Source organism: Streptomyces roseolilacinus (genome assembly GCF_014649335.1).
GTDB classification, from domain to species: domain Bacteria; phylum Actinomycetota; class Actinomycetes; order Streptomycetales; family Streptomycetaceae; genus Streptomyces; species Streptomyces roseolilacinus.
In genome coordinates, this window is the sequence record NZ_BMSV01000019.1 from 27,187 (window position 1) to 49,743 (window position 22,557).

Here is a 22,557-nt window from a genome sequence, read left to right on the forward strand (position 1 = left end):
GCGGGGGAGGGCCGGGCCACGGACGACAGGAACGGTCGCCCACACCCATGACGGCACCAGGGTGCTCGACCACACCAGGAGGCAAAGTGAACGGCGATCGGGACGAGATCCACCGGGGATGGAACGCTCCTCCCGTCGACGATCCGTCCGACGTGGACGCCGCCGAGATGACGGGGGAGTTCACCATCGACTACACCCCGCCCGCCTGGTACACGCAGAACGCCGGGGGTTCGGACGCCTCGTCGCCGGGTGCGACGCCGCCTCCCCCGCCGCCGACCGGGCAGCCCCTCGCCGTTCCCGGTCTGCCGCAGGACGGCGGTTTCCAGCCGAACCCCACGCCGCCGCCCGTGCCGCCCGCCCCGCCCGCGGGATACCCGGCGCCTTCGGCGTACCCGGCTCCCCCGGTGCCCGAGCCGGCCGCGCCCTCCCTGCCCCTGCCCGCCCCCGCGGCGCAGCCGTTCGGCGGCGGTGACGTGGAGGGCGGGGCGACGATGCGCTTCTCCCCCGCCGAGCTGAAGCAGGAGATGGACGAGATCGCGCAGCGCGCGGAGGCCGAGGCCGAGGCCGAGGCGGGCGAGAGCGCCGAGGACGGTGGTGCGGCGGGGAGCGGCGCCGACGCGCCGCGGAGCGCCGTCGCCCCGGACGAGGAGGGGGCGCCGGCCGACGCCGCCGCGACCGGGGGACCGGAGGGCGACGACCGGGCCGACGGGTCCGGCGCCGACGCGAAGCCGCAGGACGAGGCGGCGCCGGAGGGTGCCGGCCCCGGTGACGGTGACGGTCCTGATGCCGGTGCCGGTGCCGGTGCCGGTTCTGACGCCGGTGCCGGGGATGCCGGCGACCGGAGTGGCGAGCCGGTCGACGGCGGTGAGGACCCGGCGTCCGGCGACCGGCCGGCGGACGCCGCGTCCGCGCAGGACTCCGCGCCGGTGGCCGGCGAGCCCGCGCCGCAGCCGTGGTCGCCGCAGCCCGCCCCGCAGGACGTCCAGGGCGGTGGGCCGGCCGCGCCGGGCCTGCCGCCGCTGCCGCCCGCCTTCCAGCCGGCGGCGCCGGCCGGGGCGCAGCAGTGGCCCGCACCGGCACCCGGCACCGACCAGCCGGCTCCGCCCGCCCCGGTGCCCGCGCCCGCGTGGCCGGGGGCGGCTCCCGTACCCGGCGCGCCCCAGCAGCCGGCGGCGTTCCCGGACCCGCAGGCCCCCGCGCAGCCGGACGGGTACGGCTTCCCCCACCCGCACGCCCAGGCCCCCGCGCCCCAGGCCCAGCAGCCCACGGGCGGATACGGCTTCCCCCAGGGCCAGGCACCGGAACAGCCCCAGCCGACCCCGCACCCCCACCCGTACGGCACACCGCAGGGGCAGGCGCCCCAGCCGGGCGCCCCCGCGCAGCCGGACGGGTACGGCTTCCCCCACCCGCACGCCCAGGCCCCCGCGCCCCAGGCCCAGCAGCCCCCGGGCGGATACGGCTTCCCGCAGGACCAGGCACCGGAACAGCCCCAGCCGACCCCGCACCCCCACCCCTACGGCACGCCACAGGGGCAGGCGCCCCAGCCGGGCGCCCCCGCGCAGCCCGGCCAGCCCGGCCAGCCGCAGGGCGGGTACGGCGTACCGGGCCAGCCCGGCCAGCCCGGCCACCCCCAGGGCGGGTACGGCTTCCCGCACCCCCAGGGGCAGGCCCAGCCCCAGGCGTCCTCCCCCGCGCCCGCCGCCGATCCCCGTACCGGTGCCGCCTGGCCCTCCCCGGTGACGCACGACCAGCGGCAGCCGTCGGTGCCGGGCGCCCCGCTCGGGTACACGGCGGCGGTCGAGCTGTCCTCGGACCGGCTGCTCCGCAACACCAAGCAGAAGCCCAAGAGCAGCCGCAACCCCTCCGCCGGCTCCCGCTTCAAGCTCGGCGGCAAGAAGGAGGAGGCGGAGCGGCAGCGCAAGCTCCAGCTGATCCGCACGCCCGTCCTGTCCTGCTACCGGATCGCCGTCATCTCCCTCAAGGGCGGCGTCGGCAAGACCACGACGACGACCGCGCTCGGCGCCACCCTCGCCAGTGAGCGGCAGGACAAGATCCTGGCCATCGACGCGAACCCGGACGCCGGCACGCTCGGCCGCCGCGTGCGGCGCGAGACCGGCGCGACCATCCGCGACCTGGTCCAGGCGATCCCGTACCTCAACTCCTACATGGACATCCGCCGGTTCACCTCGCAGGCGCCCTCCGGTCTGGAGATCATCGCCAACGACGTGGACCCGGCCGTCTCCACCACGTTCAACGACGCCGACTACCGGCGGGCGATCGACGTGCTCGGCCGCCAGTACCCGGTGATCCTCACCGACTCCGGCACGGGTCTGCTGTACAGCGCCATGCGCGGTGTGCTCGACCTCGCCGACCAGTTGATCATCATCTCGACGCCGTCCGTCGACGGCGCCTCCAGCGCGTCCACCACGCTGGACTGGCTCTCCGCGCACGGGTACGCCGAGTTGGTGCAGCGTTCCCTCACCGTCATCTCGGGGGTCCGCGAGACCGGAAAGATGATCAAGGTGGAGGACATCGTCCAGCACTTCGAGACGCGCTGCCGGGGCGTCGTCGTGGTCCCGTTCGACGAGCACCTGGCGGCGGGCGCCGAGGTCGACCTGGACATGATGCGGCCGAAGACGCGGGAGGCGTACTTCAACCTCGCCGCGCTGGTCGCCGAGGACTTCACGCGCGCGCAGCAGGCGCAGGGGCTGTGGACCGGTGACGGGCACCACGGCATGCCGCCGCAGATGGCCCCGCCGATGCCGGGCCAGCCCGCCCCGGGCCAGCCGTACGCCGGCCAGGGCCAGCCCGCCCCGGGCCAGCCGTACGCCGCCCAGCCCCCGTACGGCGGTCAGCCGCCCGTACCGGGGCAGGCCGCGCCCGGGCAGCCGTACGGGCAGCCGCAGCAGGCCCCCGGCCCGTTCGCCCAGCCGGGCGTGCCGCCGCAGGGCTGGCCGCAGCAGCCCCCGGCCGGCCGGCCGGACCAGCCGCCGCAGCAGCCCCAGCCGGGCGGTCAGCAGTCCGGCGGTCAGCAGTACGGCGACCCCAACGTGCCCGCGCCGGCCCCCGCCTGGCCCCAGCAGCCGCCGCAGGCACCGCAGCCACCGCAGGCCCCGCCCCAGGAGTGAGAGCGGCAGCGAGAAGGGCCCGCACCGTCTCCACGGTGCGGGCCCTTCCTCGTACGCCTCACCGGGCGTCGTACTCCCCGGTCAGCTCGCGGCAGCGCTTCACGTCGTCCGCGATGGCCTCCAGCAGCGCCTCGATCGAGTCGAACTTCTCCTGGCCCCGCACGTAGGCGAGGAAGTCGACGGCCACGTGCAGCCCGTACAGGTCCAGGCCGACGCGGTCGATGGCGTACGCCTCGACGGTCCGCTCGGTCCCGTCGAACTGGGGGTTCGTACCGACGGAGATGGCCGCCGGCATCCGCTCGCCGTCCGCGGTCAGCCAGCCGGCGTAGACGCCGTCGGCGGGGATGGCCGTGTGCGGCAGGGTCTCCACGTTCGCCGTCGGGTAGCCCAGCTCGCGGCCGCGCTGGGCGCCGCGGACGACGACGCCCTCGACGCGGTGCGGGCGGCCCAGGATCTCGGCGGCGCCCGCGACGTCGCCCTCGCCCACCAGGCGCCGGGTCAGCGTCGACGAGAACGGCTGCCCGCCGCCCGCCGCCCCGGTCACGTACAGGTCGACGACCTCGACCTCGTAGTCGTAGGTGGCGCCCAGCTCCGCGAGGTAGTCGACGGTGCCGGCGGCGCGGTGGCCGAAGCGGAAGTTGGGGCCCTCGACGACCACGCGCGCGTGGAGCTTGTCGACGAGGACCTTCACGATGAAGTCGGCCGGCGACAGCTTCGAGAACTCGGTCGTGAACGGCAGGATCAGCACGGCGTCGACGCCCAGCTCCGCCATCAGCTCCGCCCGGCGGTGGTGCGGGGCGAGCAGCGGCGGGTGGCTGCCGGGGCGGACGACCTCGGAGGGGTGCGGGTCGAAGGTGACGACGACGGCGGGGACGCCCAGCTCCCGGGCGCGCTCCACGGCCCGGCCGATGATCAACTGGTGCCCGCGGTGGACGCCGTCGTAGGAACCGATGGTGACGACGCTGCGCCCCCAGTCCTGGGGAATCTCCTCCAAGCCTCGCCAGCGCTGCACTGTGACCGCTCCTCGCCCGAACCCGTGTACGTCAGTACGTCATGACCGATACGCAGGACTAAGGGTGCCATGCCCGCGGGGTTCGCTCCGCATCGGCATCGCGGCCCGTACCCGCCCGGCCACGGCCGCGGTCCCGTCGCCCGGCCGCGGCGCGGCGAGCCGCTCGACCGCGCGGCGGGCGGCGGGTCCGGCGAGGGCCGCCCACCGGCGCGGCTCCCCGGCGAACCAGCCGCCCAGCAGCGCGGCGAAGCCGGGGACCTCACCGGCCAGCTCGGCCAGCCGCCGGTCGAGGCACTCCGCGCCCTCGGGCGTACGGGCCAGCAGCTCGCCGCTCGCGAGGACCAGGTCCCGGGTGCGGGCCTCCGGGCGTCCCGCCGCTCCGCGGGCGGCGGCCCGCAGCAGCGCCTCCGGCACGGCGGGGTCGGGGTGCTCGTCCCGCTCCAGGTGGAGGAGTACGTCGAGGAGTTCACCGCGCAGGGCCCGCGACACGGGTGTGCCGGGCGCCGCCAGGACCGGGGCCAGCGCGGCGCGCACCCCGGCGGGGCGGCCCCGCAGCAGGTCGGTGACGAGCGGGGACAGGACGGCGCGGGCGGCGGGGCCCTGCTCCAGGCGCCGGTCGACGTGGGCGGCGGCGTGCGCGGCGCCCTCGGGGTGCCGGTCGACGTACCCGCGGACGAGGGCGGCGGCGCGGCGGGCGAGCACGGGGCCGGGCACGTCGGCCAGCGCGTCGAGGACGTCGGCGGCCGCGGCGGGGTCACCGCCGTGCAACCGGGCGTGGAAGGAGGCGAGGACCGGCTCGGGGTGGGTGGTGAGCGCGGCGGTCAGCGTCCGGGCGGGCAGCCCGGGGTCGCCGGCCCGGAACGTCGCGAGGGCCTGCGGCAGGTGGCGGGCGCGGCTGTGCGGGTCGCGGACGAGGACGGCGAGGGCCGCGCCGTGCAGGGCCCGGTCGCCGGGGCGGGCGAGGAGGGCGAGGGCGGCGTACCGCAGGAGTTCGCGGTCGGCGTCGGCGGTGACGCGGGCGGCGAGGAGCGGCCCGTACGCGGCCGCGGCGACGCGGCGGGCGGGGCGCGCGTCGTCGTGCGCCCAGCGGTCGACCGCGCGGCACAGTGCGGCGGGGTCGTCGTGGACGAGGCCGGTGAGGAGTTCGTCGGCGCGCGGGTGGGCGGTGGTGACGAGGGCCTCGCACAGGTCGTCGGCGGCGAGGTCCCGGTGGGTGTGGAGCAGGGCCTGGGCGACGCCGGCGACGGTGGGCCGGACGTGGGACCCCGGTTCGGCGGGCAGCGGCCTCTCGTCGGTGAACCACCGGCACAGCAGGGGCTGTACGCCGCGCGGGTCGGCGGCCAGGCGCCGGGCGACGGCCTCCAGGTAGCCGGGGCGGCGCGGGGTGCGGGGCGGGGCGTCGGCGGGCAGGACGCGCCGCAGGAGGTCCATGCGCTCGTCCTCGCCGAGGCGCAGCCGCTCCCAGAAGGGCGCCCCGTACGCGCCGGGGCCGCCGGCAGCCGGACCCTCCGTGAGGCGCGCGGCCAGCAGGCGCAGGACACCGGTGTACGGCCGGGCGTCCCGGACGCGCAGCAGGGTGTCCCGCAGCAACCGGCCCGCCCACCAGCGGGCGTCGGCGGTCGGGCCCCCGTGGTGGACGAGCCGTTCCAGGCGCCGCGCGAGCGCCCCGCTGCCCCGGTCCCGTTCCATCAGCAGCAGCGCCCGCACCACGACACCGACCCGGTGCGGGGGCACCCCCGCCGGGCGCCGCGCGGGGGCGCCGGACGGGTCCGGGCGGCCGGCCGCGTCGGCGGGGTGCGGGGACGCGCCCGCACTCCCGGACGGGGGCGCCCACTCCGGCGGGTCGGCGTACCCGGACGGGGTGGCGTACCCGGGGTGGCCGGTGTACCCGGACGGAACGGCACGGCCGTGCGGCACGGTCGTCCCGGGCGGCACGGTCGTCCCGGCCGGGGCGGCGTACCCGGGCAGAGGGGTCCGGCCCGGCGGGGCGGCGTACCCCGTCGGGTGGGGTCCGGGAGCGCCGCCGTGGTCGAGCGGGGCGGGCGCGCAGGAGTACCCGTGCTGTGCCGTCCCCCCCGGCGGGAAGGCGTACCCGCCCGGCACGGCCCGGCCCGGCGCACCGCCGTACGCGGGCGGGGCGGGCCGGCCCGGCGGAACGGCGTGCCCCGGTGGGACCGGGTGCCCGGACAGGAGCGCGTGCCCGGGGAGGAGCGCGTCGCACGGTCCGGCCGCGTGGCCGCCGTGACCGGTGGCCGGCTCCGGCCGGGCCATGGGCGGAGAGGAGGCGCGGCCCACCGGCCGCGCCCACCCCGGCCCCGGCCCCGGCCCCGCCTGCCCCGGCGGTACCGGCGGGGCAGGCGGGATCGCGTGCCGGGTCGGGCGCGGGGGCAGGGCGGCCGGAGCCGGGCCGGCGGCCGCGATCGCCGCCGCCGGCCCGCGCGTACGGGCCGGCGGTGTGCACGGCAGGCGGTCCGGGGGCGGGGCGGCGTCGTGGCGGGTGTGCACCAGGGCGTCCAGGGCCGCGTCCACGTCGATGTGCGCGGCCTGGAGCCAGTCGCCGAACTCCTCGTCCGCGAAGCGGTATCCGGTGCCCGCCGCGACCAGCAGCCCCTCCGTGAGCACGGCCGGCGCCCAGCCGGTGTCCCACGGGAACAGGTCCTCGAACGCGGCCCGGTCCAGTCCGCCGTGACCGGGGCCGAGGCAGCGCCGTGCCGCCTCGTGGACGCGGCCGGCGACCTGGGCGGCGAGGCCGCGCACCTGCGCCTCCGGCGGCGCCGGCCGGCGCCCGGCGGCGACGCGGTGGGCGACGCGCAGGCACAGCAGGTCCAGGTGGGCGGCGAAGACGTCGGCCCGCCCGGCCCGCCCCGGTACGGCGCCGGGAAGGGCGGCCCGTACGTCCGCGAGGAGCCGCAGCACCAGCGGGTGGCCCGCGTCGGCCGCCGCGAGGGCCCCGGCGGGCAGCCCGTACCGTGCGCGGGCCTCCTCGGCCTCCTCGGGCGTCAGGTCCCCGACCGGTACGGCGGCGGGGAACCGCTCGGCGGGCGCGTCGGGCCGGTACAGCGTGCCCGCCGGGTACAGGGCGCCGGCCGTCTCCCAGTAGGCGGGCCCGCAGGCCACGGCGAGCCGTACGCCGTGCTGCCGCAGCCAGCGCACCGTCTCGGAGGTCCAGGCGGGCAGCCGGTCCGCGAGGGGCGGCGGCGTCTCCTCGGGGGCGTCGAGCAGGACGAGCAGCGGCCGGCCCGCGTCCCGGGCGATCCGCGCGACGTGCCGGGCCAGGGCCTCCAGGACGGCGGCGTGGGCCTCCGGGTGGGCGCTCCGGTCCCCGGCCGCGGCGACGACCCGCCCGGCGCGGCCCAGGACGCGGCCCACGGCGTCCGCCAGGGAGGCGTCGCCCGGCCGCAGGTCGGCGCCGCGCAGCCACACCGTCGGCTCGGGCGCCGCGGTGGTGGCGCGCCGGTGGGCGAGGGCGGCCAGGGCGGTGGTGCGCCCGGTGCCGGGTTCCCCGACGAGCCCGCAGACGACGGGGTGGTCGGTGCCGTGCGGCGCGGCGGCGAACCGGTCGAGGCGGTGGGCGACGCCGGGCCGCGCGACGGTCCGGGCGAGGGGGACGGCGGGACGGGTGAGGGCGGCGAGTTCGAGGGCGCCCGCCAGGTTCAGGTCGGGGCCGTGGGCCGGGACCGTGGCGGCGTTGCGGCGGAGCAGGGCGGCGAGGGGGCCGCCGGGGGCGCGGGCGGCGGCGCGGGCGAGGGGCAGGGCGAGCCCGGCGGCGCCGTGGTCGGTGTGGAGGGCGCCGGCGAGGACGGCGAGGACGGTGCCGGTGGCGGCGTCCAGGACGGGTCCCCCGGCGGCCTCCCCGCCGCGCCGCAGCGCCTCGCGGCCGTCGGTGCCGATGGCGAGTTCCAGTGCCCCGTCGACCGGGTGGGAGCCCCCGGTGCCGGTGTACGTGGCCCGTGCGGTGCCGAGGACGCGGGCCTCGCGCCAGCCGTGGGCGTGGACGCGTACGTATGTTCCCGCCGCGGGTGCGGGGCGGGAGGCGATGGCCAGGGGGCGCACGCCGAGCCCGTCGGTGCGGACGAGGGCGAGCGCGTCGGCGGGCAGGGCGGTGACGGCGCCGGCCGTCACCGCGTGGGCGCGGCCGTCGGGCGCGCGGACGACGATCCGCTCCAGGCCGTCGACGGTCTCGTGGCTGGTGACGACCGTTCCGAGGTGGTCGGCGACGAAGCCGACGCCCCTCGTCCGGCCCGCCTGATCACAGATGCGCACCAGTGTCGCCCGGTCCTGTCGTCCCATGGGTCGACGGTAGGACCGGGCTGATCATGCCGAAAAACGCACTCGACGGACGCGCCCCCGAATGCCCCCTTGTTCACTCCGAGCGCCCGTCCAAGTGGGTGAATAGGCATTCCGGTGCGGACAGAGAGATGACGGAGGGGGATCGTGGAGCGGGCGGGGCGACCGGCCCGCTCCACGATGTGGCCCCGCCCCCGGGGCCAAGACGGGTCAGCCGAAGACGGCGACGCTCTTGGCCTTCCCGCCGCGCTCCTCCACCAGGGCCAGGAAGCGCCCCTGCGGTCCGAAGACGGCGACGGGCCCCTGCCCGTGGGCGGGCATGTCGATGCGGACGCCGTTGAGGAGCAGCTTCGCGCGCCGCTCGTCGACGTCCCAGCGGGGGAACGCGGCGGCGGCCGCCTCGGCGATCGGCATGACGGTGAGCTGCTCCTGGAGCTGGTCCAGGGTGCGCGCGGCGTCGAGCTTGTACGGGCCGACGCGGGTGCGGCGCAGCGCGGTGAGGTGTCCGCCGACGCCGAGCTCGGCGCCGACGTCGCGGGCGAGGGCCCGGACGTACGTGCCGGAGGAGCAGACGACGGAGACGACCAGGTCGACGACGGGGGTGCCGTCGTCGGCGACGGCCTCGCGCATGTCGTAGACGGTGAACTGGGAGACGGTCACCGGGCGGGCCGGGATGTCGAACTCCTCACCGCCCCGCACGCGCGCGTAGGACCGCTTCCCGTCGATCTTGATGGCGCTCACCTTCGACGGCACCTGCATGATGTCGCCGGTCAGCCCGGCCACGGCCGCGTCGACGGCCTCACGGGTCACCCGGGACGCGTCGGCCGACGAGGTGGTCTCGCCCTCGGCGTCGTCGGTGACGGTGTTCTGGCCGAGCCGGATGGTGCCCAGGTACTCCTTCTCCGTCAGCGCGAGGTGGCCGAGGAGCTTGGTGGCCTTCTCGACGCCCAGGACGAGGACGCCGGTGGCCATCGGGTCGAGCGTGCCGGCGTGGCCGACACGGCGGGTGCGGGCGATGCCGCGCATCTTGGCGACGACGTCGTGGGAGGTGAACCCCGACGGCTTGTCGACGATGACGAGGCCGTCCTCGGGGGCCCTCCCGGCGTCGGCCGGGAGGGCACGTGCTGTGTTGCTCATCAGGCGCCGGCGCCGTCCTCGTCGTCCTCGGCCTCGTCCTCGCCGGGCTTGCGGTACGGGTCGGCCTCGCCCGCGTACGTCTTGCCGGTGGACACCTGGCGTACCTCGGCGTCCTTGGCCCGCGCCTTGTCGAGGAGGTCCTCGATGGTGCGGGCGTTGTCGGGCAGGGCGTCCGGGACGAACGTCAGCGTCGGCGTGAAGCGGACGCCGGTCTGCCTGCCCACCTCGGAGCGCAGGACGCCCTTGGCGGACTCCAGCGCGGCCGCGGACGCGGCACGCTCCTCCTCGTCACCGTAGACCGTGTAGAAGACCGTGGCCTCCCGCAGGTCGCCGGTGACGCGGGCATCCGTGATCGTCACGAACCCCAGCCGCGGATCCTTGATTCGCCGGTCCAGGGTCTCCGCGACCACGACCTGGATGCGATCGGCCAGCTTGCGGGCCCGCGCGTTGTCGGCCACCGGTCCGTCTCCTCTTCCGTCTTGCGTTCACTCTTCGTCGGTGTGCAGCCGCCGCCGTACGGACAGCAGCTCCACCTCGGGCCTGGCGGCGACGAGGCGCTCACACCGGTCCAGTACCCCTGTGAGATGCCCGGCGTCCCCCGAGACCATCGCCACGCCGATCTCGGCCCTGCGATGGAGGTTCTGGTTGCCGGTCTCCGCCACACTCACCGCGAATTTCCGCTGGAGTTCGGCGACGATCGGCCGGACGACGGAGCGCTTCTCCTTCAGCGACCGTACGTCGCCGAGAAGCAGATCGAAGGACAGCGTCCCCACATACATGGACAGTCCGGATGTCCCGCCGGTTCGGGTTCGGGTGGCCCCGCCGTTCACCGGCGGGGACATCCGAACCGTACACGCAGCGGCCGGGGCCGATCGACGGAAATTCCTTCCGCCGACCGGCCCCGGCTTCCGCTCCTGAAGTCGTGCGGGCTGGGTCAGCCGCGCGGCTTCTCGCGCATCTCGTACGTCGCGATGACGTCGTCGACCTTGATGTCGTTGAAGTTGCCGAGGTTGATACCGCCCTCGAAGCCTTCGCGGATCTCGGTGACGTCGTCCTTGAAGCGACGCAGACCCTCGATGTTGAGGTTCTCCGCGACGACCTTGCCGTCGCGCAGGAGGCGCGCCTTGGTGTTGCGCTTGACCATGCCGGACCGGATGAGGACACCGGCGATGTTGCCCAGCTTGGACGAGCGGAAGACCTCGCGGATCTCCGCCGTGCCGAGCTCGACCTCTTCGTACTCCGGCTTGAGCAGACCCTTCAGGGCCGCCTCGATCTCCTCGATGGCCTGGTAGATCACCGAGTAGTACCGGACGTCGACGCCCTCGCGCTCCGCCATCTGCGCGGCACGGCCGGCCGCACGGACGTTGAAGCCGATGACGATGGCGTCGGAGCCCATCGCCAGGTCGATGTCGGACTCGGTGACCGCACCCACACCGCGGTGCAGGACCCGGATGTCGACCTCTTCACCGACGTCGAGCTGGAGCAGCGAGGACTCGAGGGCCTCGACCGAACCGGACGCGTCGCCCTTGATGATGAGGTTGAGTTCCTGGATCTGACCGGCCTTGAGCACCTTGTCGAGGTCCTCGAGGGACACCCGGCGGACGCGCTTGGCGAAGGCGGCGTTGCGCTCCCGCGCGGCGCGCTTCTCGGCGATCTGGCGGGCCGTGCGGTCCTCGTCGACGACGAGGAAGTTGTCGCCGGCGCCCGGGACGTTGGTGAGACCCAGGACCAGGACCGGAGTCGACGGGGTCGCCTCCTCGACGTTGTTGCCCTTGTCGTCGAGCATCGCCCGGACACGGCCGTACGCGTCGCCGACCACCATCGTGTCACCGACCCGCAGCGTGCCTCGCTGCACCAGGATGGTGGCGACGGCACCGCGGCCGCGGTCGAGGTGCGACTCGATCGCGATGCCCTGCGCGTCCTGCTCCGAGTTGGCCCGCAGGTCGAGCGAGGCGTCCGCCGTGAGGATCACGGCCTCCAGCAGGGAGTCGATGTTCAGACCCTGCTTGGCGGAGATGTCGACGAACATGGTGTCGCCGCCGTACTCCTCGGCCACCAGGCCGTACTCGGTCAGCTGACCGCGCACCTTGACCGGGTCGGCGCCCTCGACGTCGATCTTGTTGACCGCGACCACGATCGGCACGTCGGCCGCCTTGGCGTGGTTCAGCGCCTCGATCGTCTGGGGCATCACACCGTCGTTCGCCGCCACCACGAGGATCGCGATGTCGGTGGACTTGGCACCGCGGGCACGCATGGCGGTGAACGCCTCGTGACCCGGGGTGTCGATGAAGGTGATCTTGCGCTCTTCGTCGTTGACCTGGGTCGCGACCTGGTACGCACCGATGTGCTGGGTGATGCCGCCGGCCTCGCCCGCGACGACGTTCGTCTTGCGGATCGCGTCCAGCAGTCGCGTCTTTCCGTGGTCGACGTGACCCATGACGGTGACCACCGGCGGACGCGGCGTGAGGTACTCCTCGCCGCCCTCGTCCTCGCCCCACTCCAGGTCGAAGGACTCGAGCAGCTCGCGGTCCTCCTCCTCCGGGGAGACGATCTGAACGGTGTAGTTCATCTCGTCGCCGAGGAGCTGCAGCGTCTCGTCGGAGACGGACTGCGTGGCGGTGACCATCTCGCCGAGGTTCATCATGACCGCGACGAGCGACGCCGGGTTGGCGTTGATCTTCTCCGCGAAGTCGGTGAGGGACGCACCGCGCGACAGGCGAACGGTCTCGCCGTTGCCGCGAGGCAGCATCACGCCGCCCACGGACGGGGCCTGCATGGCCTCGTACTCCTGGCGCCTCTGCCTCTTCGACTTGCGACCGCGACGGGCGGGACCGCCCGGACGGCCGAACGCACCCTGCGTGCCACCACGGCCGCCGGGGCCGCCGGGACGACCGCCGAAGCCGGGACGGCCGCCGAAGCCGCCGCCACCCGCACCCGGGGCACCGGGACGGCCACCGCCGCCACCGCCGCCGCCGGGACGGCCGGCGAAGCCGCCGCCGCCACCACCGGGACGGCCGGCGAAGCCGCCGCCACCACCGGGACGACCGCCGGGACCACCCGGACGGCCACCGGTCGCGGGACCGCGGCCGCCGGGGCCGGGACGCGGGCCGGCAGCGGGACGCTGCGGCATCATGCCCGGGTTCGGGCGGTTACCGGCCGGGCCGGCACCCGGGCGCGGAGCCTGGGGACGCGGCATGGAGCCGGGCGTGGGGCGCGGGCCGCCGGGACCCGCCTGCGGACGCGGACCGCCCTGGCCGGGGGCCTGCGGACGCGGACCGCCGGGAGCCGGGGCGCCGGGACGCGGGGCACCGCCCGGACGGGGCGCCTGCGGGCGCGCCATGCCGGTGGAGCCGCCGGAGGTGAAGGGGTTGTTGCCCGGACGCGGGCCGGCCGGGCGGGCGCCCGGACGGGGGGCCTGCTGGCCGCCGGGGCGCGGGGCGCCCTGGCGTCCGCCGCCCTGGCCCGGCGTCTGGGGACGCGCGGCGGGGCGGGGGCCGGGGGTGGCACCGGGCCGGGGACCGGCGGCGGGAGCCGACGGGGGCGCGGTGAACTCGGGCTTCGTCGGGGCCGGTGCCGCCGGGGCCGGCTTGGCGGCCGGGGCGGGCTTCGGGCCCGGGGTGGGACGCGGGCCGGGGGCCGGCGCCGCGGGCTTCTCCGCGGCCGCGGGCTTCGGCGCGGGGGCGCCGGGCTTCGGGGCGGCCGGACGTGCCGCCTGCGCCGGGGAGGGCGCGGCGGGCCTGGCAGACGTGGGGGCACCCTCGCGCTTGGCGGGGGCGGGGGGCGCGGCCTTGCGGGGCGCGCCGGGCTTGGCAGCGGACTTGCCGGCGGAGCCGGGTCCCTGCAAAGCGTCGGTCAACTTACGGACAACCGGCGCCTCGATCGTCGAAGACGCCGAACGCACGAATTCACCGAGTTCCTGGAGCTTGGCCATGACGACCTTGCTCTCCACACCGAACTCCTTGGCGAGTTCGTATACCCGGACCTTAGCCACTTCGCTCCTTTGAGGTCCGGTTACCGCCGGACCGTCGCTACTTCATGGGCGTACTCATCGCGTACTCATCGAGTGCTCATCGCAATCTCGACCTACTTCCACTCGCGAGGTACCTGACCGCACGGGCTCTCCCCGTGCCGTACTTCTTCTTACGGTGTCGCCTGCTCGACGTGATGGCGGACGTCCGCGGTGTCGAGCGGACCCTGGACCCGGAGGGACCGGGGGAACGCCCGGCGGCGGACCGCCAGATCGAGACAGGACTGGACGGGATGCACATAGGCACCCCGGCCGGGCAGCGTACCGCGTGGATCGGGGGCACACTCACCCCCGACCGCCACGATGCGCAGCAGATCGCTCTTGGCCGCCCGCTCCCGGCATCCCACACAGGTTCGCTCAGGGCATGCGCGGGCATGCGTCCGGCCAGACACGCTTAAGTCTACCTCCCCGCACCGACCTCACCCCTTTGGGGCAAAAATCGAACGGTTGTTGTCGTGATCCCGTCGTGGTCTCGCTGTGGCACAACGTGACCGCGGGGGACCTTATTCCCCTGCGGGCGGCGCGGTCTGCTCGGTGTCCGGGCGGATGTCGATGCGCCAGCCGGTGAGGCGGGCGGCCAGGCGGGCGTTCTGGCCCTCCTTGCCGATCGCCAGGGACAGCTGGTAGTCCGGCACGGTGACGCGCGCGGACCGGGCGGCCAGGTCGACGATCTCGACCTTGGAGACACGCGCCGGGGACAGCGCGTTCGCCACCATGTCGGCCGGGTCGTCCGACCAGTCGACGATGTCGATCTTCTCACCGTGCAGCTCGGCCATGACATTGCGCACACGGCCGCCCATCGGGCCGATGCAGGCGCCCTTGGCGTTGAGCCCGGAGCGCGTCGACCGCACGGCGATCTTCGTGCGGTGGCCGGCCTCACGGGCGATCGCGGCGATCTCGACGGAACCGTCGGCGATCTCCGGGACCTCCAGCGCGAACAGCTTCTTCACGAGGTTGGGGTGCGTGCGCGACAGCGTGACGGACGGACCGCGCACGCCCTTGGCGACGCGGACGACGTAGGTGCGCAGGCGCAGGCCGTGCGTGTACTCCTCGCCGGGCACCTGCTCCTGGACGGGGAGGATCGCCTCCAGCTTGTCGTCCAGCTTGACCAGGACGTTCTTGGGGTCCTTGCCCTGCTGGACGACGCCGGCCACGACGTCGCCCTCGCGGCGCGCGTACTCGCCGAAGGTCATGTCGTTCTCGGCGTCGCGCAGCCGCTGCTGGATGACCTGGCGGGCCGTGGTCGCCGCGATGCGGCCGAAGTCCGACGGCGTGTCGTCGAACTCCTTGGGCTGCTGCCCCTCCTCCAGGTCGGCCGGGTCCTCCTTCGCCCACACCGTCACGTGACCGGTCTGCCGGTCCAGCACGGCACGGGCGTGGCGGCGGGCCCCCTCGGTGCGGTGGTACGCGATGAGGAGGGCCGATTCGATCGCCTCGACCAGCAGCTCGAAGGGGATCTCCTTCTCTTGTGCCAAGCCCTTAAGGAGCTTCACATCGATGTCCACGGCTACGCCTCCTCCTCTTCCTTCTTGTCCTTGCGGTTGAACTCGATCTCCACGCGCGCCTTGGCGATCTCGGGGAACCCCACGCGCCGGGCGGTGGCCTTGCGGCCCTTCACGCCCGGTACCTCCAGGTCCAGACCCTCGTCGTCCACGCCGAGGACGCGGGCGACGAGCTCGCCGCCCTCCTCCAGCCGGAACCTCACGAGGCGGCCGACGGCGCGCACGAAGTGGCGGTGTTCGGTGAGGGGGCGGTCGGCGCCCGGTGAGCTCACCTCGAGGACGTACTCGCCCTCGCCCATCGCGTCCGTCTCGTCGAGCGTCTCGGAGACGGCGCGGCTCAGCTCGGCGCAGGCGTCGAGTTCCACGCCGTCGTCCGAGTCGACGATGATCCTCAGCACCCTGCGGCGGCCCGCCCGGGACACCTCGATCTCCTCGAGGTCCAGCTGCCTGGCGGTGACCAGCGGTTCCAGCAGCCCGCGCAGCCTTTCGCTCTGGGTGGTGCTCATCCGGGTGACTCCTCGGCCGCGTGTGCTGTTGTGGGTTCGTCGCGTGTCAGACAAAGGGTATCCGGTCCCGGGGGGTGTTGCCGTCCACCCCGGGCCGACCCGCGGGTACGCTCGCCTGCGGTGATCTTCGAAGTGTGTACCTGAAGGAGTGAACGTGGGGCGCACGGGGCTGACGCGGAGACGTGCGCTCGCGGCCGCGACGGTGGCCGGGGTGGCCGGGGCGCTGGCGGGGTGCACGGGTCCGGACTCCGGCGGGGGCGGCGCGGCGCACCCCTCGGCGGCCGAACGGGCGCGGCGCGCCGAGGCGGCCCTGCGCCGCAGGTCGGCCGCGGTGAGCGGAGGGCTCCTGGCGGGTTACGACGAGGCCCTGGGCGTCCATCCGGCGCTGGGCGCCCGGCTGGGCCCGCTCCGTGAGGCGGCGGCCCGCCACGTGGCGGCGCTGGCCCCGCGGGGCGAGCGGGCCCCCGGCACGGCGGCGCCCGGTGAGGCGTCCGCGGGCACGGCCTCCCCCGCCCCGGCGGGCACGGCGGTCTCCGGCACGGCGTCCCCGGCCCCGCGCCCCGGCACGGGCCCCTTCCCCCGCGGCGTGCCGGCCGAGCCGGGCGCCGTGCTCGGGGAGCTGGCCGCCCTGGCCTCCCGCACCTCGGCCGCGCACACCGCGGCCCTGGCGGACGCGCCCCCGGAGCTGGCCCGCCTGCTGGCGTCGGTCGCCGCGGCCGGGGCGGCGCACGCGTACCTGCTCGACGAGGGGAGCCGGGCGTGAGCGCCCTGGCGGCCGCGCAGGCGGCGCTGGCGGCGGAGCACGCCGCGGTGTACGGGTACGGCGTCGTCGGCGCCCGGGTCGACGGGGCCAGGCGGGCGGAGGCGCGGGCGGCCCACGCGGCGCACCGGGCGCGGCGGGACGCGATGGCCCGGTCCGTGCGGGACCTGGGCGGCGCGCCGGCCGCGTCGGCGGCGGCGTACGCGCTGCCGTTCCCGGTGGCGGACGGGGACGGGGCGGTGCGGCTGGCCGCCGAGCTGGAGGACCGGGTGGCGGGCGCGTACGCCGACCTCGTACGGGCCGCCGGGGGCGCCCTGCGCCGGGAGGCGGCGGCCGCGCTGCGCGAGGCGGCGGTGCGGGCCGTGCGCTGGCGCGGCAGCGGCGTAGCCTTTCCTGGGCTCGCCGAGCGACCGTGAGTCCCGCTCCCCCGCGCGGCTCGTGCCGCAGGACCGAAAGGTGGCTCCGCACGTATGGCTCACGCCGCTGACGCCCCCCTGCCCGAACCTCCGCGCCGTCTGGTGCGGGCGCTCGGCGAGACGCACGGCGAGGCCACCGCGGGCGCGTGGCTCGACGGGTTGCCGCAGACCGCGCGCCGGGCGCTGACCGGGCGCGGCATGACCGCCGAACGGGTGGTGGAACCGGGCGGCCGCAGCAGTGTGGTGATCCTGGCCCGGGGGGCCGGCGGGGAGCCGGCCGCGCTGAAGCTGGCGCCGCCCTTCGCCGCGCCGGAGCGGGAGCGGGAGGCGCTCGCCCACTGGGACGGCTGGGGCGCGGTGCGGTTGCTGGAGGACGCCGGCGACGGCCCCGGGCTGCCGCTGGAGCGGCTGCGGCCGGACGTGTCGCTGCGGTCCCTGCCGGAGGCGAAGGCGCTGCTGGAGGCGGCCGGCACGGTGCGGCGGCTGTGGGTGGAGCCCCCGGAGGGGCACCGCTTCGAGTCGGTGGCGGACCGGACGGCGCGCCGGGTGGGGGCGATGGCCGCGTATCGGGCGGACGAGGCGGTGGGCACCCTGGTGGCGGCCGCGCTGGAGGCCCGCGACGGGCTGCTGGCGGACGCCCCCGAGGCGCTGCTGCTGCACGGCTGCTTCCGGCAGGGCAAGGTGCTGGCCGGCGACCGGGCGCCGTGGCTGGCGGTGGGTCCGGAGCCGGTGGTGGGCGAGCGGGCGTACGACCTGGCGCGGCTGGTACGCGACCGGGTCGAGGACCTGGTGGCGGAGGCGTCCGGCGCGGCGGCGGCGCGGCGGCGGGTGAACAGGTTGGCGGACTCCCTGGACGTGGACCGGGAGCGGCTGCGCGGCTGGACGCTGTTCCGGGCGGTCGAGTCGGGGACCCGCGCGCTGGCGGCGGGGCGGGACCGCGAGGCGGAGCCGCTGCTGGAGTTCGCGGGCTGGCTGTGACCGGCCGGGGGCCCTGAGCGACCGGGGCGCCCTCCTCCGGGAAGACGGGGGCGGGGGGCACTGCCCGAATCGCCCCCATGGGTGCAATATGGGGCATATCCGACCCCTCGCACCGGGGGTCGACTCGACGGCAGGGGGTCGTCATGGGCGAGGAACTGCTGACCGCGTTCGTACTGGCGGGTTCGGCCGCCGTCGCGTACGTCGGGGCCGCCGTCAGGGTCGTCAAGCAGTACGAGCAGGGCGTCGTCCTGCGGTTCGGGCGGCTGCGCGACCGGGTGCGGGGGCCGGGGCTCACCCTGATCGTCCCGCTGGCCGAGCGGATGCGGAAGGTGAGCATGCAGATCGTGACGATGCCCGTGCCCGCCCAGGACGGCATCACCCGCGACAACGTCACCGTCCGGGTCGACGCGGTGATCTACTTCAGGGTCGTCGACCCGGTCGAGGCCGTCATCCGCGTCGAGGACTACCGGTTCGCCGTCTCGCAGATCGCGCAGACGTCGCTGCGCTCGATCATCGGCAAGAGCGACCTGGACGACCTGCTCTCCAACCGGGAGAAGCTCAACGAGGGCCTGGAGCTGATGATCGACAACCCGGCCGTCGAGTGGGGCGTCACCATCGACCGCGTCGAGATCAAGGACGTGTCGCTGCCCGAGACCATGAAGCGCTCCATGGCCCGCCAGGCCGAGGCGGACCGCGAGCGCCGGGCGCGGCTGATCAACGCGGACGCGGAGCTCCAGGCGTCCAAGAAGCTGTCGGAGGCCGCCCGCGAGATGGCCGAGACGCCCTCGGCCCTCCAACTGCGGCTGCTCCAGACCGTGATGGCCGTCGCCGCCGAGAAGAACTCCACGCTCGTGCTGCCGATACCGGTGGAGCTGCTGCGCTTCCTGGAGCGGTCGGCGGAGGCCGCCGAGCACCGGACGACCGGGCACCGGGAGACCGCGCACCGGGAGACCGGGCGGCGGCCGGACGAGCACGCGGAGCTCGCCCCCGCCCCGCAGGAGGACGCCGGCCCGCTCCCCCGCCGGCACCCGCCCCGCGCGGCGGCCGTGCCGCCCGTACGCGCACCGGCGCCGACCGTCCCGCTGCGGGACGACGACGCCGGTACGGCGGGATGCCTCTGAGGACTACTCGGCCGCGAGGCGGGCCACCGCCTCCTCGACCGTCAGCTCCTCGCGCTCGCCGGTGCGGCGGTCCTTCAGCTCCACGACGCCCTCGCCCGAACGGCGCCCGGCGACGAGGATCCTCGGTACGCCGATCAGCTCGGCGTCGGTGAACTTCACGCCCGGCGACACGCCCGCCCGGTCGTCGACCAGGACGCGCAGCCCGGCCTCGCGCAGCTTCTCGGAGACCTCCAGGGCCAGCTCGGTCTGGAGCGCCTTGCCCGCCGCGACGACGTGGACGTCGGCCGGGGCGATCTCACGCGGCCAGCACAGGCCCTTGTCGTCGGCGGTCTGCTCGGCGAGGGCCGCCACCGCGCGCGAGACGCCGATGCCGTACGAGCCCATGGTCACGCGGACCGGCTTGCCGTTCTGGCCGAGGACGTCCAGCTGGAAGGCGTCGGCGTACTTGCGGCCGAGCTGGAAGATGTGGCCGATCTCGATGGCGCGGTCGAGCTTCAGGCCCGTGCCGCACTGCGGGCAGGGGTCGCCCTCCTCGACCACGACGACGTCGAGGTAGTCGTCGACCTGGAAGTCGCGGCCGCACACGACGTTCCTCGCGTGCGTGTCCGGCTTGTTGGCGCCGGTGATCCAGGCGGTGCCGGGGGCGACGCGCGGGTCGGCGATGTAGCGGACCTTGTCCAGGCCCTGCGGGCCGACGTAGCCGCGCACCAGGTCGGGGCGGCCCGTGAAGTCCTCGGCGGTGACCATCTCGACGACGGCCGGCGCGAGGTGGTCCTCCAGCTTGCCCAGGTCGACCTCGCGGTCGCCGGGGACGCCCACGGCGACGATCTCGCCGTCGACCTTGACCAGCAGGTTCTTCAGGGTGGCGGAGGCCGGTACGCCGAGGTGCTCGGCGAGCGTCTCGATGGTCGGGGTGTCCGGGGTGTCCAGCTCCTCCACCGGTCCGTGCGCGGAGCCGTCGGCGGGCTCGCCGCCCGCGAAGGTGACGGCCTCGGTGTTGGCCGCGTAGTCGCAGGAGGGGCAGTACACGAAGGTGTCCTCGCCCGCCGCGGCCGGGGCCAGGAACTCCTCGGACGCCGAGCCGCCCATGGCGCCGGAGATCGCGGAGACGATCTTGTGGCGGAGGCCGATGCGCTCGAAGATCCTCACGTACGCCTCGCGGTGCAGGCGGTACGACTCGGCGAGGCCCTCGTCCGTCGTGTCGAACGAGTACGAGTCCTTCATCTGGAACTCGCGGCCGCGCAGGATGCCCGAGCGGGGGCGGGCCTCGTCGCGGTACTTGGTCTGGATCTGGTAGAGGATCACCGGCAGGTCCTTGTAGGACGTGCACTGGTCCTTGACCAGCTGGGTGAAGATCTCCTCGTGGGTGGGGCCGAGCAGGTAGTCGCCGCCCTTGCGGTCCTGGAGGCGGAACAGCTCGGCGCCGTACTCGTCCCAGCGGCCGGTCGCCTCGTACGGCTCCTTCGGCAGCAGCGCGGGCAGCAGGACCTCCTGGGCGCCGATGGCGTCCATCTCCTCGCGCACGACGCGGGCGATGTTCTCCAGGACCTTCTTGCCGAGCGGCAGCCAGGACCAGATGCCGGCGGCGTTGCGGCGGACGTAACCGGCGCGGACGAGCAGCTTGTGGCTGAGCGTCTCGGCGTCCGCCGGGTCGTCGCGCAGTGTCTTGACCATCAACCGGGACATGCGCTGGACCTGGGCCATGGGGATCTCTCCTGCGGTGAAAAGTGTGATGGGCAGGAGGTTAGCCGGGCGACGGCGGCCCGCGGAAATCAGTTGCGGCGCGCCCACCCGCGCGGCGCCCTCCCGGCGGCGGCCCCGGGGGTCCCGGCGCGGCCCCCGTCTCAGGCGCGGCGCAGGGGCAGGTGGGCGCCCATCACCGCGTAGGGGCGGGGGGCGCTCGGGAAGTGGACCCGGCGGGCGAGGTCGACGTAGCCGAGGGAGCGGTACAGCCTGCGGGCGGGGCTCTCCGTGTCGATGGCGGAGAGGATCGAGCGGGGTTCGTCCGCCGTGCCGGTGATCGTGGTGATCAGCTCCGTGCCGATGCCGCGCGCCTGGTGGGCGGGGTGGACGTGCAGTTCGGTGATGACGAAGGAGTCGTCCAGCCAGCCGTCGTTGCCCTCCCGGACCAGGTACGGCTGGACGATCGTCGACCACCAGTGGGCGCGGTCGTTGGGCATGCCGTACACGAAGCCGACGAGGCGCCCGTCCCGGGTGGTCGCGCCGTAGGCGCGGGCGCCCCGGCAGGCCATGTGGCGGACCACGATGTGGCGCCGCACCGCGACCTCCCCCTCGCTGAGCCCGAAGGCGAGGGCCTGCACGGCCAGCGCGTCGTCCACCCGTGCGGCCAGGTCGAGCGGTTCGACCACCACGACGTCATCCATGGCCCGAACCCTACGTCCCGCGCGCTCCCTCAGAACAGCACGCTCATGAACGCGCCGACCTCGCGGAAGCCGACCCTGCGGTACGCGGCCCGGGCGGGCTTGTTGTAGTCGTTGACGTACAGGCTGACGACGGGCGCCACGTCCGCGAGGGCGTACCGCAGGACCGCGGCCATGCCCGTCTCGGACAGGCCCCTCCCCCGGTACTCGGGGGCGACCCAGACGCCCTGGATCTGGCACGCCCTGGGGGTGGCCGCCCCGACCTCCGCCTTGAAGACGACCCTGCCGTCCTCCACGCGCGCGAAGGACCGGCCGGAGGACACCAGTTCGGCGACGCGCGCCTGGTACAGCAGCCCGCCGTCGCCCGCCGTCGGGGAGACGCCGACCTCCTCGGTGAACATCGCCACGCACGCGGGCATGATCAGGTCCATCTCGTCCTTGCGGACGCGGCGGACCAGCGGGTCGGGCTCCACGTCGGCCGCGGGCCGCTCGGTGACCATCAGCGGCTGGTGGGACCGCACGTCGCGGGCGGGGCCCCAGCTGGGTTCGAGGAGGCGCCACAGCTCGGCGGTCGGTTCGGCGGGGCCGACGATCGAGGAGCAGCGGCGGCCGGTGCGGCGGGCCCGGTCGGCGAAGGCGCGGACCGCCTCGGGGGTGGCGCAGACGGGGACGAGGTTGGCGCCCGAGTAGCACAGGGAGCGCAGCCGCCCCCCGGAGTACCAGCCCCACATCTCGCCGCCGAGGCGCCACGGGTCGAGGCCGGCGGCCTGGACGCGGGCGGTGACGAACGCGTTGGCGACCGGCTCGCTGTCGAGGACTGCGAGCGCGGCGCCGAGGTCCCCGGGTTCGAGGACCCGGGTGGTGGTGTGCGTCAACACGGGGGCCTCACCAGTGGGTCTGTCGGTCTCCGCACTGTACCCGGCGGCGCCGTGACCATGCGGGGCGCGGCGGCCGGGGCCCGGGGCCCCGGCCGGGACGTCTCGGCGGGCGCTCCGCGAGCGGGGGCCGGGGCGGGGGGCCGGGCGGCGCCGCCCCGCCGGCGGGACGGCGGGGGGGCGCGGCGGGGGTCAGCTGACGGAGACCTCGGGCTCGCCGGACGGCACGCCGTCCTTCTCCATCTGTTCGGCGAGCTTCATGGCCTCCTCGATCAGCGTCTCGACGATCTTCGACTCGGGCACCGTCTTGATGACCTCGCCCTTCACGAAGATCTGCCCCTTGCCGTTGCCCGAGGCCACCCCCAGATCCGCCTCCCGCGCCTCACCCGGACCGTTGACCACACACCCCATCACCGCCACCCGCAGC

The 22,557-nt window shown here is 75.7% G+C and carries 17 protein-coding genes and 1 pseudogene; 5 read left to right on the forward strand and 13 right to left on the reverse strand.

What is annotated here, in order from left to right; translation table 11 throughout:
• Positions 1 to 86 precede the first annotated feature (86 nt).
• The gene (locus IE106_RS29100) at positions 87 to 3,128 is read left to right on the forward strand and encodes an SCO5717 family growth-regulating ATPase (protein WP_189538237.1); all 3,042 of its coding nucleotides are present in this window, start codon (positions 87 to 89) and stop codon (positions 3,126 to 3,128) included.
• 58 nt (positions 3,129 to 3,186) lie between these two features.
• Here IE106_RS29100 and IE106_RS29105 read toward each other — a convergent pair whose 3' ends face one another.
• The 9 genes from IE106_RS29105 to rimP all read right to left on the reverse strand — a co-directional run bounded on the left by IE106_RS29105 (position 3,187) and on the right by rimP (position 15,599).
• Positions 3,187 to 4,140: a bifunctional riboflavin kinase/FAD synthetase gene (locus IE106_RS29105; RefSeq protein ID WP_189538238.1), complete on the reverse strand. Its 954-nt coding sequence runs from the start codon at positions 4,138 to 4,140 to the stop codon at positions 3,187 to 3,189.
• A gap of 39 nt (positions 4,141 to 4,179) precedes the next feature.
• The gene (locus tag IE106_RS29110; protein WP_189538239.1) at positions 4,180 to 8,430 is read right to left on the reverse strand and encodes a serine protease; all 4,251 of its coding nucleotides are present in this window, start codon (positions 8,428 to 8,430) and stop codon (positions 4,180 to 4,182) included.
• A 207-nt stretch (positions 8,431 to 8,637) separates the two neighbouring features.
• Complete coding sequence (truB, locus tag IE106_RS29115) at positions 8,638 to 9,564, reverse strand: tRNA pseudouridine(55) synthase TruB (protein WP_189538240.1); 927 nt, start codon at positions 9,562 to 9,564, stop codon at positions 8,638 to 8,640.
• Positions 9,564 to 10,022 carry a 30S ribosome-binding factor RbfA gene (gene rbfA, locus IE106_RS29120; protein WP_189538241.1) on the reverse strand — a complete coding sequence of 153 codons (459 nt, stop codon included), beginning with the start codon at positions 10,020 to 10,022 and terminating at the stop codon, positions 9,564 to 9,566. The genes truB and rbfA overlap by 1 nt, the downstream gene beginning before the upstream one ends.
• Before the next feature lie 27 nt (positions 10,023 to 10,049).
• On the reverse strand, positions 10,050 to 10,343 hold the full coding sequence (locus tag IE106_RS29125; protein ID WP_189538242.1) for a DUF503 domain-containing protein: 294 nt from the start codon (positions 10,341 to 10,343) through the stop codon (positions 10,050 to 10,052).
• A 155-nt stretch (positions 10,344 to 10,498) separates the two neighbouring features.
• Entirely contained in the window at positions 10,499 to 13,555 is a 3,057-nt protein-coding gene (gene infB / locus IE106_RS29130) for a translation initiation factor IF-2 (protein WP_189538243.1), read from the reverse strand.
• 149 nt (positions 13,556 to 13,704) lie between these two features.
• A complete protein-coding gene (locus tag IE106_RS29135) occupies positions 13,705 to 13,983 on the reverse strand; it encodes a YlxR family protein (protein ID WP_189538244.1) in 279 nt (92 codons plus the stop codon).
• 111 nt (positions 13,984 to 14,094) lie between these two features.
• Positions 14,095 to 15,096: a transcription termination factor NusA gene (nusA, locus tag IE106_RS29140; RefSeq protein WP_189538245.1), complete on the reverse strand. Its 1,002-nt coding sequence runs from the start codon at positions 15,094 to 15,096 to the stop codon at positions 14,095 to 14,097.
• A gap of 2 nt (positions 15,097 to 15,098) precedes the next feature.
• A complete protein-coding gene (rimP, locus tag IE106_RS29145; RefSeq protein ID WP_189538246.1) occupies positions 15,099 to 15,599 on the reverse strand; it encodes a ribosome maturation factor RimP in 501 nt (166 codons plus the stop codon).
• Positions 15,600 to 15,753: 154 nt separating this feature from the next.
• Here rimP and IE106_RS29150 point away from each other — a divergent pair, with 154 nt between their 5' ends.
• The 4 genes from IE106_RS29150 (at position 15,754) to IE106_RS29165 (ending at position 18,874) form a co-directional block, all read left to right on the forward strand.
• Positions 15,754 to 16,362 carry a hypothetical protein gene (locus IE106_RS29150; RefSeq protein ID WP_189538247.1) on the forward strand — a complete coding sequence of 203 codons (609 nt, stop codon included), beginning with the start codon at positions 15,754 to 15,756 and terminating at the stop codon, positions 16,360 to 16,362.
• Positions 16,359 to 16,775 carry a DUF4439 domain-containing protein gene (locus IE106_RS29155; protein WP_189538248.1) on the forward strand — a complete coding sequence of 139 codons (417 nt, stop codon included), beginning with the start codon at positions 16,359 to 16,361 and terminating at the stop codon, positions 16,773 to 16,775. Before IE106_RS29150 ends, IE106_RS29155 begins: the two co-directional genes overlap by 4 nt.
• A gap of 54 nt (positions 16,776 to 16,829) precedes the next feature.
• A complete protein-coding gene (locus IE106_RS29160) occupies positions 16,830 to 17,753 on the forward strand; it encodes an aminoglycoside phosphotransferase family protein (protein ID WP_189538249.1) in 924 nt (307 codons plus the stop codon).
• 143 nt (positions 17,754 to 17,896) lie between these two features.
• Positions 17,897 to 18,874 carry a slipin family protein gene (locus IE106_RS29165; protein ID WP_189538250.1) on the forward strand — a complete coding sequence of 326 codons (978 nt, stop codon included), beginning with the start codon at positions 17,897 to 17,899 and terminating at the stop codon, positions 18,872 to 18,874.
• A 3-nt stretch (positions 18,875 to 18,877) separates the two neighbouring features.
• Here the strand turns inward: IE106_RS29165 and IE106_RS29170 are convergent, their stop codons facing one another.
• The 4 genes and pseudogenes from IE106_RS29170 to IE106_RS29185 form a co-directional block, all read right to left on the reverse strand.
• Positions 18,878 to 20,578, reverse strand: coding sequence for a proline--tRNA ligase (locus IE106_RS29170; protein WP_189538251.1), 1,701 nt, complete (start codon positions 20,576 to 20,578; stop codon positions 18,878 to 18,880).
• Between the two features lie 140 nt (positions 20,579 to 20,718).
• A complete protein-coding gene (locus tag IE106_RS29175) occupies positions 20,719 to 21,258 on the reverse strand; it encodes a GNAT family N-acetyltransferase (RefSeq protein WP_189538252.1) in 540 nt (179 codons plus the stop codon).
• Between the two features lie 29 nt (positions 21,259 to 21,287).
• Positions 21,288 to 22,133 carry a GNAT family N-acetyltransferase gene (locus tag IE106_RS29180; protein ID WP_189538253.1) on the reverse strand — a complete coding sequence of 282 codons (846 nt, stop codon included), beginning with the start codon at positions 22,131 to 22,133 and terminating at the stop codon, positions 21,288 to 21,290.
• A gap of 189 nt (positions 22,134 to 22,322) precedes the next feature.
• A pseudogene (locus IE106_RS29185) lies at positions 22,323 to 22,557 on the reverse strand (flavodoxin-dependent (E)-4-hydroxy-3-methylbut-2-enyl-diphosphate synthase); the annotation flags it as partial.

Coding starts and splice junctions, on each gene's coding strand:
- IE106_RS29110 (WP_189538239.1), bottom strand. CDS start 8,430: ATGGGACGACAGGACCGGGCGACACTGGTGCGCATCTGTGATCAGGCG.
- truB (WP_189538240.1), bottom strand. CDS start 9,564: ATGAGCAACACAGCACGTGCCCTCCCGGCCGACGCCGGGAGGGCCCCC.
- IE106_RS29125 (WP_189538242.1), bottom strand. CDS start 10,343: ATGTATGTGGGGACGCTGTCCTTCGATCTGCTTCTCGGCGACGTACGG.
- rimP (WP_189538246.1), bottom strand. CDS start 15,599: ATGAGCACCACCCAGAGCGAAAGGCTGCGCGGGCTGCTGGAACCGCTG.
- IE106_RS29160 (WP_189538249.1), top strand. CDS start 16,830: ATGGCTCACGCCGCTGACGCCCCCCTGCCCGAACCTCCGCGCCGTCTG.
- IE106_RS29165 (WP_189538250.1), top strand. CDS start 17,897: ATGGGCGAGGAACTGCTGACCGCGTTCGTACTGGCGGGTTCGGCCGCC.
- IE106_RS29170 (WP_189538251.1), bottom strand. CDS start 20,578: ATGGCCCAGGTCCAGCGCATGTCCCGGTTGATGGTCAAGACACTGCGC.
- IE106_RS29175 (WP_189538252.1), bottom strand. CDS start 21,258: ATGGATGACGTCGTGGTGGTCGAACCGCTCGACCTGGCCGCACGGGTG.